This window comes from Nocardia sp. NPDC058058 (genome assembly GCF_042885355.1).
GTDB lineage: Bacteria > Actinomycetota > Actinomycetes > Mycobacteriales > Mycobacteriaceae > Nocardia.
Map to the genome: position 1 here is coordinate 1,131,800 of NZ_JBHVSA010000002.1, position 14,172 is coordinate 1,145,971.

The window sequence follows — 14,172 nt, forward strand, 5'->3', positions numbered from 1 at the left end:
CGCCAACGGGGGCAACGCCTTACGACAGGTTGGGCACCGGCAGGCCCAGTCGCGCGGTCAGCCACGGCAGTGTCGAGGTGAATGCCGACGACGCGAACTGCCAGGTGTGACCGCCCTCTGCGGTGTGCACCGTGCAGTCGATGCCGACGCGGCGGCCATCCTCGCAGAGGGTGTTCGCCGCACCCAGCTCGCCGGTGTCGAAGACGCCGTCGTGACCGCCCAGGCCGACCGAATCATCGTCGGCTGCAGGCTGTTTCGGACGGAAGTTACCGCCGTTGCCGTAGCCGCCCGCATTGGCGTTCCCGTTCCCATTGCCGCCGTTGCGATTACCGCCCTGGTGTTGCGGCGGGGTCAGATCGTCGAAGACGCCGACCATATCGGTGTACGGGCCATGCTTGGCCATCACCGTCTGCGGATCGAATTGCGCCCAGGTATCGGCGTTTCCGGCGTACAGGCGGCGGATCGTCTGCTCCTTGGTGCCCGCCGTCGGCCCGAGATCACCGGCGATATCGAGGAAGGTGTGCAGCAGCTCCGGATGCATGACCGCCAGATCCACCGCGCAGGTGCCGCCCATGGACCAGCCCACCGCCGCCCACTTCGCCGGATCCGCCGAAACCCCGAACGCCGACTTCATATAGTCCGGAACATCATTGGTGAGATGGTCCGCGGCATCACCGCGACTGCCGTTCACGCATTCGGTGTCATTGTTGAAACTGCCGCCGGAATCGACGAACACCAGCACCGGAGCCTGCCCGTTGTTGCCGTTCACGAAATCGTCGACGGCGGGCATGATCTGACCGCTGCGCACCCAGTCCGCCGGGGTGTTGAACTCCCCGCCGATCATCATCACCACCGGCAGCGCGGGCGGCTTATCACCGGCGAACCACGCGGGCGGCAGGTACACGTACTCCTCGCGATGCTTGAAATGACTGCCGGACTCCGGAATATCCACCGGCACAATGCGTCCCGAACCCACATTGGTATTGCGCAGCGACGCCAGCGAGGCCAGCGAGGTCTGATGCGGCAGCGGCTCGGCGGTCAGCGCCTCCCACGCGGCATTCGCCGTCGGGTAGTAGCCCACCCACTGATTCAGCACGATCAGCGCATTGACCAGCGCCAGCGGCACGGCCAAGAGCGCCGCCCCCTGCTGCCACCACGGTCCCGACCGCCAGCCGACAATGAAGGCTCCGCCCGCCGCCGCGATCATGGCGATGCACACCCACAGCAGCATCGGCGCGGGATCCGAGGCCAGGCCCTCGTCCATCATGTACAGCCACGCACCCCAGGCCGCCGCCACCCCGAGCCCCACGCACACCGGCACCGAGAACAACCACCAATTCCGTTTGAACCGGGCCAGCGCCACGATCAGCGTGAACACCGCCGCGAACAACACCGCCTGCGGTAACCACCCGTGCAACAGCGAAATCCCATGGTGGAAGTTCCCGCCCCGCCCCGTCATCACCGGCACGTGCGGTGCGGGAGGAGGGCCGAGCGGAGGACTCTGCGACAGCACACGGGTGAACAGCACGACGGCGATTCTCAACGCCATTCCTCGAGAAACCCTGTGAACCCCCTCGAGGTCCCCTGGCGAACCCCGCCACACCGGCATGACGGCACCGACACCCTGGCGAAACATACGCGGCCGCTCGCACGCGACGGCGACCGCCGCACCGCGAGATCAGAGCAGCGAATCGAGGAACCCGCGCGGCAACTCCGGTGCGTCGGGACTGCCGATATCGATCAGCGGCAGTTGGGTGCGCATGGTGCGCAGGATGTTCCGCACGCCGGGACCCGCGTCCAGGAAGGGCCGGGACCAGCCGAGCGGGGCGTATCGGACCACCACCGGGGTCAGCACCGCGATGGACTCGCCGACCCAGCCGGAGGCGGACAGGCATTCGGTGAGCAGCAGGGCGGCATCCATTTCCGCGCGCGGGCGGTTCTTCTCACGAATGCGGGCGTGCAGGGCGCGGGCGCGTTTGACGGCCGTGTCATCGGTGCCCAGCGGGGCCAGGTCGTCGGCGGCCCCGCGGTCGTCACCGCGATAGTGGCGGTAGAGCAGGGCGCGGACGGTGGCGAATTCCTCGGCTTCGGCGGCCAGGGCGGCAGCGCCGGAGAGATGCCGGACCGGGCGGGTCATCGGGTCGGTGACCAGGCCGGCGGTGAGTTGATCCGGGGGCAGGCCGAGGCGGAAGCGCTCGGCCCTGATGTGGGCGGCGAGGCGATTGAGCTTGCGGTCCAGTGCGATTCGCGCGCCCTCGTCCAGGCGGGCGGTGGCGGTGTCGAGATCGCCGTGCACGGCCTTCACGCGGGCGCCGATGACGAAGGTGCTGATCAGGAAGTCGACCGGACCCACGTGGGTGGCGAGTTGATAGCTCTGATCCAGCAGCCGTTCGGCACTGTCGAGATCATTGCGGCGGTAGGCGAGTTCGCCGAGCAGGGCGGCGGCCACCCGCACCGGCTGCGAGTGCGGGCCGGAACGATCCCGGGCGGTCTGCCAGGCCTGTTCGAAAAAGCTTGTGGCGGAGTCGATATCGAGCTGTTCGTAGGCGGCGTCACCCTGCCCGCAGAGACCGAACACCGCACCGAGCGGATCGGCGGACAGCTCGTGATACGGGGCGGCCCACTCCTGCATGCGGCGCGCGCCGTCGAAATCGAATTCGCAGAGTCGCACGAAGGAGGCCAGATTCGCGGCGGTGGAGACCGTCCACGGCGGCAGTTCCTCCGCCAGGCGCAGACTGTCGGCGAGTTTGTCGAGCACACCGTCGGTGCGGTCGCGCGCCACCTGGTCGGCGGCATCGAGTACGGCCGCCTGACAGCGCTGGTTCACCGCCTCGGCATCGGTGGGTGAGCTGCGCGCCAGCATGCTGGACAGCCGGCCCAGCGCGGTGCGCGCCGCGCCCGACTGTTGCAGATTCACATTCGCCCGGGCCAGCGCCATCAACAGCTTGCTGCGCGAAGTCACCTGCTGCACAGGCAGTTTCGATACCGTGCCGAACAGGGTGGCCAGCCGGGAGCGGTCGATCAGATCCATACCGCCGTTCTCGATCAGATCGAGCGCGAACTTGAAATCGGTGGCGGCCAAAGCGTGATCCACCGACTGCCGCAGCAACTGATGCTCGGCGAACCAGCGGGAAGCCCTGCGGTGCAACGCTTTGACCTGTCCAGGCTGGGCACGCTCCAGGCGCGCCCGCAGATGTTCGGCCACCATCGGCTGCATGCGATACCAGGACGAATCCTCGGACAGCCGGTGCACGAACAGTTCTCGCTGTTCGGCCTGCTCCAGCAGCGTCCCGGCCTCGGCGCTGCCGCTCAGCGCCGCGGCGAGCGAGGCGTTCACCCGCTCCGGCACGGCGATGGCGGACAGGAAGTCGAGCATGGCCGGTTCCAGGCTGTCGAGCACATTCTCGGCGAGATATTCGCGAATCGCCTTGCTGTCACCCGATATTCGAGTGATCAGCTGATCGGCGTCCGCCCCGGCGGCCCGCAAGGACAGGCTCGCCAGCTGAATGGCGGCGGGCCAGCCGTCGGTGGCGGCGTAGATCTGCTCGACCTGACGGTCGGACAGCTGCGACCCGGTGCGGTCGACGAGCAGCTGCCGCGTCTCGGCCTCGGTGAGTTTCAGCTGATCACAATCGATTTCGACGAGCTCATCGGCGACCTGCATGCGGCTCAACGGCAATCCGGAGCGCTCCCGGCTGGTGATCACGAAACGCAAATGGTGGCAGCCATTGTCGAGCAGGTTGTCCATCACCCGATGCGCGCCGGTATCGGTGACCCGATGCCAATCGTCCACCACCACGATGATGGTGTTACCGCCCGCGTGCACCTCGTCGATCAGCGCGGACACCGCGTACGGCACCGCCTCCGCGGGCCGCTCCTCCAGCACCTGCTCCAGCCCGGCCCCGATTTCGGGCCGCACCCTGCGAATGGCGGCGATGATGTGCGCGAGCAGCCACACCTCATTGTCGTCGTACCGGTCGATACCGATCCAGGCCACCGCGACCCCGCGATCGGTGAGCTCGGCGCACCATTGCGCGGCCAGGGTGCTCTTACCGAACCCCGCGGGACCGTGAATGACCGCGAGCCGCCGCCTGCCGCCCGCGCGCAGCGGTTCCAGCAGCCGGGGCCGCGCCACCGGTTCGCGCGCGGGCGTCGGCGGCCGGAATTTCGTTGCGGCGGTGGGCGGTAGCGTATTTCCGGTCGGCGTGATGGACCCGCCCACGGGGGTGAAGGTGCCGCTCGGACCGGTCGGCGGGCGCAGCGTCAGCGAGCGGTTGCGCGGCGAGTTCATCACCGTGCGATGCCGCGAATACTGTTCGGTGGCTTCGGAATCCGCTTCGTCACCCGCGCTGTCCAGCAGCGCCATCTCATCGGGCACCTGCCCGTGCCCGGTCTGCACCGTGCGCAGCAGATCACCGAATTCCACCGCCGACTCCGGGCGGTCCCGCGGATCCGGCGACATGGCGGCCTCGATGGCCGCGGCCACATCCGGCGGGATCTCCTGTTCGCGCAGATCCGGCAGCGGTGCGCTGGTGATGCGCAGGAATTGCGCGACGATCTTCTCCCCCGCCTGCCGCTCATAGGCGGCATGCCCGGTCAGCAGCGCGAACAGGGTGGAGCCGAGACCGTACACATCCGAGCGCACGGTGGGTTCGTCACCGCGCAGCACCTCGGGGGCGGTGAACGCGGGCGATCCGGTGATCAAGCTGGTGGAGGTGCGGAAGCCCCCCGGGATCCGGGCGATGCCGAAATCGGTGAGCTGCGGTTCGCCGTACCGACTGAGCAGCACATTGGCGGGCTTCACATCCCGGTGCAGCACCTGCGCGCGGTGCGCGGTCTCGATCGCCCCCGCCAGCTTCACCCCGACGCGCAGGGAATCGGACCAGGTCAGCGGACCGTTATCGCGCACGAGCTGTTCCAGCGAACCGTGCGTGGCATAGGGCATCACGATGTACGGCCGCCCGCTGGCGGTCACGTCCACCTGGAGGATGTCGACGATATTGGGATGACCGGAGAGCCGCCCCATGGCGTGCTCCTCGCGCAGGAACCGCTCGCGACTCTCATCGTCGATCTCGGTGGAGAGCACCTTCACCGCGACGACGCGATCGAGCACGCGCTGCGTGCAGCGGAAAACCACCCCGAAGCCGCCGCGGCCGACCTCCTCGGCATCGACCAGTCCCATGGCCTCGAGCTCATCGACAATGCTCATGGGAACGTATGCCTGCGTGGCAGTTTCGGGCCGAGTAGAGTCGCTCCGGGAGTCTCCCGGGCGCGGCTGTGGTTCCATCTCTACCCCACCTCGCACTGGACGAGCGCGCACCGAATCTACGGGCGATACCGGTGTTCTACCCGCGCATATTCAAACGTAGCGCGCTGGGCACATATGTGTGCGGAATTCGGCACAGCACCGAGGTCCGAGCGGGGTTCCACACGCACCGAAATCCGGTACGCCCGCCCCGAAATCCACGGTATGCCAGGTGTTGGCCGCACCCGGCCCGAACAGCGCCTCGCCATACCCGGATATCGCTTCGGGCGATGCGAACGTCACCCCGGCTCGACGCGGGACCGGCGGCGGCGCATGCGGCGCACCCGAGCCCGAATACGACGGAACCCGGGTCGTGAACACGACCCGGGTCCCGTCTGTGCACGCTATCGCGCCGAGATTATCCGAACCCTCGGCGCGGCAGGCGCTTTCGTATTACTTGCGCAGCGAGGCCGGAACCTCGAAACGCTCGCCGAACTTGGCGGCCAGCTCATCGGCGCGAGCCACGAAGCCGGCGGTGCCGCCCGGGTAGCCCACGATGAACTGGTGCACGCCACCGGTCCAGGCCGGGTAGCCGATGCCGAAGATCGAGCCGATGTTGGCGTCGGCGGTGGTGGTCAGCACACCCTCGTCGAAGCACTTCTGGGTCTCGATGGCCTCGATGAACAGCATGCGGTCCTTCAGGTCCTGCAGCGAAACGCCCTCGGGCAGTTCACGCTTGGAACCGAAGGCCTCACGCAGGCCCTCCCAGATGCCGGCGGTCTTGCCGTCGACGTAGTTGTAGAAGCCCGCGCCGCCCAGCTTGCCCTTGCGGTCGAACTTGTCGATCATCGTGTCGATGACGTTGCCCGACGCGAGCGAGGCGGCCGAGATGGCCTTGCCCTCGGCCTCGGCGGCGGCCTTGGTCTCCTTGAAGATCTTGTTCATGGTCTCGAAGTTGAGCTCATCGCTCAGCTTCAGCGGCGCGGCCGGGTAGCCCGCCTGCAGACCGGCCTGCTCGATGGTCGCGGGATCGATGTTCTCCTGCAGCATCATGATCGCTTCATTGATGAAGGTGCCGATCACGCGCGAGGTGAAGAAGCCGCGGCTGTCGTTGACCACGATCGGGGTCTTGCGGATCGCCAGGGTGTAGTCGTACACCCGGGCCAGCGCCTCGTCCGAGGTCTTCTCGCCGCGGATGATCTCGACCAGCGGCATCTTGTCCACGGGGGAGAAGAAGTGGATGCCGATGAAGTCCTCGGCCCGCTTCACACCGTTGGCCAGCAGGGTGATCGGCAGCGTCGAGGTGTTCGAGCCCAGCAGGGCGTCGGCGTCGACGATGTCCTCGATCTCCTGGAAGACCGCGTTCTTCAGTTCCGGCTTCTCGAAGACGGCCTCGATGACGAAGTCGACACCGGCGAAGTCGGCCGCGTCGGCGGTCGGGGTGATCTTCGCGAGCAGCGCCTTCGACTTCTCCTCGGTGGTCTTGCCACGCGAGAGCGCCTTCTCCTCGAGCTTCTCGGAGTAGTTCTTGCCGCGCTCGGCCGCCTCGATGGTGACGTCCTTCAGCACGACCTCGTAACCGGCCTTGGCCGAGACGTACGCGATGCCCGCGCCCATCATGCCCGCGCCGACGACGCCGATCTTCTTGATCTCACGCTTGGGCACGTCCTTGGGACGCGAACCACCGTTGTTGATCGACTGCAGATCGAAGAAGAACGCCTGGATCATGTTCTTCGCGACCGGGCCGGTCAGCAGCGAGACGAAGTAGCGCGACTCGATCAGCGACGCGTTGTCGAAATCGACCTGCGCGCCTTCGACCGCGGCGGCCATGATGGCCTGCGGCGCCGGCATGTTCTGGCCCTTGAGCTGCTTGCGCAGGTTGGCCGGGAACGCCGGGAGGTTGGCGGCGAGCGCCGGGCTGGACGGGGTGCCGCCGGGGATCTTGTAGCCCTTGACGTCCCAGGGCTGCACGCCCTTGTCCGGGTTGGCCTTGATCCACGCCTTCGCGGCGGGCACGAGCTCCTCGATCGAGCCGACGACCTCGTTGATCAGGCCGGTGGCCTTGGCCTTCTGCGGGTTGAACTTGTTGCCCTGCAACAGCACACCCATGAGGCCGTTCGCGATGCCGAGCATGCGGGTGATGCGGGTGACGCCGCCACCGGCCGGGAGCAGGCCGAGGGAAACCTCGGGCAGGCCCAGCTGCACGCCCTTGACGTCAGCGGCGATGCGGTAGTGGGTCGCCAGGGTGATCTCCAGGCCGCCGCCGAGGGCAGCGCCGTTGATCGCCGAGACGACGGGCTTGCCGAGCTGCTCCAGGCGACGCAGGTCACCCTTGATGCTGCCCAGCTCCTCCATGATGTCCGCCGCGTTCTCCGGGGTGGTCTTCATCATGTTCTTGAGGTCGCCGCCGGCGAAGAAGGTCTTCTTGCCGGAGGTGATGACGACACCGGTGATGTCGTCCTTCTCGGCCTCCAGGCGATCGACGGTCGCCTTCATGGAGTCCTTGTAGAGCTGGTTCATGGTGTTGGCGCCCTGGTTGGGGTCGTCCATGGTCAGCACGACGATGCCGTCGGCGTCCTTTTCCCAGCCGATCATGTTCTCAGTCATTGTCTTTGGTTCTCCTCGAGAAAAGTCGGTGGGCGTTAGACGCGCTCGATGATGGTGGCGACGCCCATGCCGCCGCCGATGCACAGGGTGATCAGGCCGTAGCGCGCGTTGCGACGGTGCAGCTCGTCGACAACGGTGCCGGTGATCATCGCGCCGGTGGCGCCCAGCGGGTGGCCCATCGCGATGGCGCCGCCGTTGACGTTCAGCTTCTCGTCCGGGATCGCCAGATCCTTCTGGAACTTGAGCACGACGGAGGCGAACGCCTCGTTGATCTCGAAGATGTCGATGTCGTCGACGGTCAGGTTCGCCTTGGCGAGAGCCTTGAACGCCGCCGGGGTCGGGCCGGTCAGCATGATGGTGGCGTCGGCGCCGGAGGTGGCGGTCGCCACGACGCGGGCGCGCGCGGTCAGGCCGGAGGCCTTACCGGCATCCTCGTTGCCGACCAGCACCAACGCGGCGCCGTCGACGATGCCCGAGGAGTTACCACCGTGGTGCACGTGGTTGATGGCCTCGACGTAGGTGTAGCGCTGCATGGCGACGGCGTCGAAACCGCCCATTTCGCCGATGCCGGCGAAGGCCGGGTTCAGCTTGCCCAGGTCGGCGGCGGTGGTGCCGGGACGCATGTGCTCGTCGTTGTCCAGCACGGTCAGGCCGTTGAGGTCCTTGACCGGTACGACGGAGTTGGTGAAGTAGCCGTTCTTCCAGGCGTTGGCGGCCAGCTCCTGCGAGCGCACGGCGTAGGCGTCGACGTCATCGCGGGTGAAGCCCTCGATGGTGGCGATCAGGTCGGCCGAAATGCCCTGCGGGACAATGTAAGCCTCGTAGGAGGTCTTCGGGTCCATGAACATGGCGCCGCCGTCGGTGCCCATCGGCACGCGGGACATGGACTCGACGCCACCGGCGATGACCAGGTCATCGAAGCCGGAGCGGACCTTCTGGGCGGCCAGGTTGACGGCCTCGAGGCCGGAGGCGCAGAAGCGGTTGATCTGGATACCGCCGACGGTGTCGGGCAGGCCCGCGGTCAGCACGGTGGTGCGGGCGATATCCGCGCCCTGGTCACCGACGGGGGAAACAACACCCAGGATGATGTCCGAGATCCGATCCTCATCGAGGTTCGGGAAACGGTTCCGCAGCTCTTCGACCAGACCGGTGGTCAGATCGATCGGCTTGACCGAGTGCAGCGACCCCTTCTTGTTGCGGCCGCGCGGGGTGCGGATGGCCTCGTAAATGTAGGCCTCTGTGGTCATATCGGAGTTTTCCTTCCGTAATGTGCGCCGACACCGCGTTGTGCGGGGCGGCCGCGGGTAACCTGCGCGATCAGTCGTTCGACCGATCGTCTGACGCTGTACAAACAGCCTCAGAAGCGGACCGACGCGCTCTCTGGCAACCCGTACGCCTGGGCATACCTTAGAACTTCGCCGAACCGATACTCACGGCCACCCGATCATAGTACCGCCCGATGCGAACTCCGGTTAACTTAATGCGCCTCACAGGGCAACTGTCAACCCTCTAACGGAGTAGCCCCCAGTTCGGACCGCAACAGTTCCAAGGCCACATCATCAGGGTCGCGGCGCTCCTCGGCGGGGATAGGCACGGCCGCGGCGGCCAGCATCTCCCGCTCCTCCTCGTCCGTAGTAGCAGGTGGGACGCCGTCATAACCTACTGACGAGTAGTCCGACGGCCCCGGGTCGTCCGGATAGTCCGGCCCGTCAGGCAGCGGAATATCGTCCTCCGGCGGTGCGTTCCGCACCGCCGCGCTCCCGTTCCCGCCCCGGGCCTGCGCACCCGCCGCGGCGGTTCCCGCACCCCCGGCGGACCCGCCGCGCGTGACGACCGAACCGCCCTGCGCCGCGCCGCCGGAGCCCGAGGCGCCGTGGGCCGTATCACCCGCAATCGTGCCTTCGGCCGCACCGTCACCCGTACCGCCCGGCGCGACCGCCGGACTCCCCCACGCCGCCGGAGCGGCGACCGTCGTGGCCGCGCCGGCCGCCGCGCTCTTGGCCTGACTCGGCCGGGAGAACTTGGCCGCGGCCTTCTTCGGCGCGGCTCCCGCACCGGCGGCCGGTCCCTTCCCGGCCCCGCCGGCACTCGCCTGCGGGGCGGCGGGCGCGGGCCCACTCCCCACTTCCCACTTCACGTCATGCTCACGCCCCAGCACGGCCTTGACCGCCGACCGCACCGCATCCAGATTGGCGGGCTGCGACAACCGCTGCGCCAGCGGCGCGTGCTGATGCGCGAAGACAATCGTCCCGCCCTCGAGCCGCGATACCGAGGCCCCGGACAGCAACGCCTGCACCGCCGCCCCGAACTCCCGCACCTTGGCCCGAATATCCGCCCAGGCCGCCTCGATCTCCCGCAACACGTCCTCGGACGAGTCACCCCCGGCCACAGTGGTGGGCTCGGTGACCGCAGCGGGCTCAGCGATGACGTCGGGTTCGAAGGCCGCCGCGGGCTCAGCAACGGCGGGCTCGAAGGCAGCAGCGGACTGGGGCACCGAAACCGGCTCAGCCGCAGCGGTTTCGGATGCGACGGGTGCGGTCGAGACCGCAGCGGGCTCCGTCACGGCAGCGGACTCGAAGGGCGCAGCGGACTGGGATATCGAAATCGGCTCAGCCGCAGCGGTTTCAGCCGAACCGGGCTCGGCCGGAGCCGACGCCGCCGCGGTCGGAGCGCCGGCCGCCACCGCATGCGCGGCATCCTCGACACCCGCGGCGTCACCGGGCCTCGCGTCATCGGCGATTCCGGCGGGTCCACCATCGCCCTGATTGTCGGCGGTGAGCTGCGCGACGACCTCGGAAGCGGTTGCCGGATCCCCGGATTGCCCCGAGAACGCGAATGCGGGCACCGGGTCATCGGCGGTCGCCACCTCGGGATCCGCGCCGAGCGCCAGCTGATCGGGATCGACCTCGGCGAGATCGAACATGCCCTCCTGCTCGGCGTCGGCCCCACCGGAAACCGCCGAAATCACCTGCAGCGTAGCGTCTTCCAGAGCTTCAGCGGAATCCGCCGGGCCACCCTGCGCGGCGGCCTCCGCGGCACGAGCCGCCGCTTCCTTGGCCGCCGCCGCGGCGGCCAGATCAGCCTCCGCCACCAGCCCCGGCAACGGAACATCGGCGTTCGCGTCATCCGCATCCACGATCGAATCCGCCTGCGGGGCAGCGGCGGGAGCAGCATCCGTAGGCGTGCCAACGCCCGCGTCGGCAGCCGCGTCGACCACCAGACCGCGCACCGCATTCATCTCCGGCGGCCGAACCGCCGCGACCGGGGTCCGAGGCGGAGCATCAGCCGCCGGGGAATCGGCACCCGATGCTGCCGAAGCACCTCGCCGGGCAACAGATTCCGAGGTACCGCCCGTCCCGGCGACGGATTCGGCACCGGATGCGCCCTGCGCACCCGTCGCATCCGATTGCGCGACTTCCGCCGGTACAGATTGGCCCTGGAGAGTTGCGGGTCGCGTAACAGGAGTGGCGTCCGCGACCTGTTGCGGGATATGCCGATCCTGCTGTGCCGCAGCCGAATTCGCGCTCGCCTCTACCGCTTGCCCCTGCGCGCGGGGCGCCTGATCGGCCTGTTGCCGCTGCGGAGCGGCGGGGGGCTGCTGCGATGCGGCGGCCTGGGGCTGCTGCGGGGTCGGAGCGGTTGCGCCGGGGCGGTTTTCGCGCAGGGCCGCGAGGGCTTCCGCGCCGCGACGGCGGGGTGCCCCGGTCGGCGGTGCGGCGGGGGCGGACGCCGGGGAGGGGGCGGGTGCGGAGTCCGAAGCCGGGGCCGACCGTCCGGGCGCGGGTGCGGCGGGGGCCGATTGCGGGATGGCGCCGCCTGCCATGCGGCGCTCGAGGGTTTCGAGGCGTTGCAGGGTGGCGGTTTCGGCGTCGGAGGCGGCGGGCAGGAGCATGCGGGCCGCGACGACTTCGAGCAGGAGGCGGGGGGCGGTCGCGCCGCGCATATCGCCGAGGCCCTCATGCAGGAGTTCGGCGTGGCGGGCGAGGGTGGCGGGGCCGAGGCGGTGGGCCTGGTCCTGCATGCGAGCGAGGACATCGCCGGGGCCGGTGACCAGGTTGCGTTCGGTGGCGTCGGGGACCGCGCGCAGCAGGATCAGGTCGCGGAGGCGTTCGAGCAGGTCGGTGGCGAAGCGGCGGGGGTCGTGGCCCGCTTCGACGACGCGGTCGATGGTGCCGAACAGGGCGGCACCGTCGGAGTTGGCCAGCGCGTCGACGGCATCGTCGATCAGGGCCACATCGGTGACGCCGAGCAGCGAGACCGCGCGGGGGTAGGTGACGCCTTCGGGGCCCGCGCCCGCGAGCAGCTGGTCCAGCACCGAGAGGCTGTCTCGCGGTGAGCCGCCGCCCGCGCGAATCACCAAGGGGTACACGGATTCTTCGACTTCCACATGTTCCTGCTCGCAGATCTTGCCGAGCAGGCCGCGCATGGTGGCGGGCGGGAGCAGCCGGAAGGGGTAGTGGTGGGTGCGGGACCGAATGGTCGGCAGCACCTTCTCCGGTTCGGTGGTGGCGAAGACGAAGATCAGGTGGGCGGGCGGCTCCTCCACGATCTTGAGCAGCGCGTTGAAGCCCGCCGTGGTGACCATGTGCGCCTCGTCCACGATGAAGACGCGGTAGCGGGATTCGGCGGGCGCGTAGAAGGCGCGGTCGCGCAGTTCGCGGGTGTCGTCGACGCCACCGTGGCTCGCGGCGTCGAGTTCGATCACATCCAGGTTGCCGGAGCCGCCGGGCCCGAGCGCGACGCAGGACGAGCAGACCCCGCACGGCGTGGAGGTCGGACCCTCCACGCAGTTCAGCGAGCGCGCCAGGATGCGCGCGGACGAGGTCTTGCCGCAACCGCGCGGGCCGGAGAACAGATACGCGTGACTGATCCGCCCGGTGTCCAGGGCGATACTCAGGGGATCGGTGACGTGCTCCTGCCCCACCACTTCAGCGAACGTTGCCGGTCGGTACTTCCGGTACAGAGCCACGGCCCAAAGGTTACCGAGTGGCTACGACATCGAACGATTCACCGCCCGCGCGGCCGCGCATACGTCGCGTTCCAGCACTCCGGCGCGTCAAACTGTGGGTTATGTCACATCCATTCTGGATGCCCGTTCGATACCGACCGGACTGAACTCGATTCTGCTGTGGCCGGTGAGCAAATTCCCGGCGTGGGTGTCCAGGGACGATAGCCGGACATTACCTCCGCCCAAGATCACCATTTACGGATGCGTGTTCGGTTTCATCCGCACAGACCGGACATAACGATCCAGTGAACCGATGCAGCAAGATCGCAATCGTTTGGCTACCGTGGACATCGGCAACTTCGGTAGCCAAACCTTCATCAGGTTGGTGGCCCCGGCCGGTCCCTCATCCCGACCGGGGCACAACCAAATCTCATCGGAGGATCTTCCAAGTGCCGTCGCACGACGACATCGCCCACGCCTGGCTCTCCAGCACCGAATTCGCAGGTGATCTCGCCGCGGTCGGACTGCTCAGTCGAGCCATCAGCCCGCAGGACTACGACATCAAGCGTGATTCGCTACCGGTGTCGGCAGCCGCGGACCCGGCCACCGCGGGCGCGATTCTGGAACTGCTGCAGCGCGGCCAGGTGCCGACGCTGGCGGCCATCCAAACCCTGATCGTGCAGAACGATATGCGCGCCGAGGCCGAGCGCATCGAACGCCTGGGCCGCCGCGCCCAGCGCAGTGTCGACGATTTCGGCCGGGTGCTGGCCAAACTCACCGACGAATACTGGATCGCGCACGGCACCGGGCCGACGCGCCGGGACATTCTGCTGTCTGAGCCGGTCTTCGATCTGATTCGCGATCGCGTCGGCGATATCCCGCCGACCGCGGTGAAGCATCTGTGGCTGATCGAGCGGGCGCAGCGCGCGGGCTGGATCGCCTACAACGCGACGCCCCGATCCCTGTGTGCCGGAAGGCGTTTCCATGCCGCCCGGTTCGGTAATCGGGTGTCGCTGCGACCGGTGAACGCCATCGGCACGCTGGTCGCGGCGTATCTGCGCGATCAGCTGGCCGAGAACGAGCGGCCACCGCGCTGGTCGGTGCTGGCCTATGAGCTGCGTGATGATCGCGGCCGCCGCGTGTTCAACGACACAGCGGACGCGCGGGCGCAGCAGCAGTGGCTCACCATCGCCGAGTGGATGTCGCTCTCGGATGACCTGCCTGTGCCCGGACCGCGTGGAATGCGGGCATTGTCGCGCAAGAACAAAGAGCGCCGCGCCTGATCGCTGTTACATACACGTATCCAAGTCCTCATTTTCGTAACAGCGCCGAAACGTGAGGATTCGGTAACTTCCGTGCAACGCGAATTCGC

The 14,172-nt window shown here is 68.1% G+C and carries 5 protein-coding genes and 1 pseudogene; 1 reads left to right on the top strand and 5 read right to left on the bottom strand.

The annotated features are described in order from the left end of the window. Positions 1–19: 19 nt before the first annotated feature. The 5 genes and pseudogenes from ACFVUS_RS19930 to ACFVUS_RS19950 all read right to left on the bottom strand — a co-directional run. On the bottom strand, positions 20–1,459 hold the full coding sequence (locus ACFVUS_RS19930) for an alpha/beta hydrolase (protein ID WP_387770032.1): 1,440 nt from the start codon (positions 1,457–1,459) through the stop codon (positions 20–22). Between the two features lie 219 nt (positions 1,460–1,678). Beyond that, entirely contained in the window at positions 1,679–5,209 is a 3,531-nt protein-coding gene (locus tag ACFVUS_RS19935; protein ID WP_387768029.1) for a protein kinase, read from the bottom strand. 489 nt (positions 5,210–5,698) lie between these two features. Beyond that, on the bottom strand, positions 5,699–7,852 hold the full coding sequence (locus ACFVUS_RS19940; RefSeq protein ID WP_387768032.1) for a 3-hydroxyacyl-CoA dehydrogenase NAD-binding domain-containing protein: 2,154 nt from the start codon (positions 7,850–7,852) through the stop codon (positions 5,699–5,701). A gap of 35 nt (positions 7,853–7,887) precedes the next feature. After that, on the bottom strand, positions 7,888–9,099 hold the full coding sequence (locus ACFVUS_RS19945; RefSeq protein WP_387768035.1) for an acetyl-CoA C-acetyltransferase: 1,212 nt from the start codon (positions 9,097–9,099) through the stop codon (positions 7,888–7,890). 2,129 nt (positions 9,100–11,228) lie between these two features. Continuing rightward, positions 11,229–12,821: pseudogene (locus ACFVUS_RS19950) on the bottom strand (DNA polymerase III subunit gamma and tau); the annotation flags it as partial. A 428-nt stretch (positions 12,822–13,249) separates the two neighbouring features. On the opposite strand from ACFVUS_RS19950, the gene ACFVUS_RS19955 reads away from it, so the two are divergent. Further along, positions 13,250–14,083: a hypothetical protein gene (locus ACFVUS_RS19955; protein WP_387768038.1), complete on the top strand. Its 834-nt coding sequence runs from the start codon at positions 13,250–13,252 to the stop codon at positions 14,081–14,083. The last annotated feature ends 89 nt before the right edge of the window (positions 14,084–14,172 follow it).

Bases quoted from the DNA above. Each gene is read 5' to 3' on its own strand.
- ACFVUS_RS19930 (WP_387770032.1), bottom strand. From the start codon at position 1,459: ATGACGGGGCGGGGCGGGAACTTCCACCATGGGATTTCGCTGTTGCAC.
- ACFVUS_RS19935 (WP_387768029.1), bottom strand. From the start codon at position 5,209: ATGAGCATTGTCGATGAGCTCGAGGCCATGGGACTGGTCGATGCCGAG.
- ACFVUS_RS19940 (WP_387768032.1), bottom strand. From the start codon at position 7,852: ATGACTGAGAACATGATCGGCTGGGAAAAGGACGCCGACGGCATCGTC.
- ACFVUS_RS19945 (WP_387768035.1), bottom strand. From the start codon at position 9,099: ATGACCACAGAGGCCTACATTTACGAGGCCATCCGCACCCCGCGCGGC.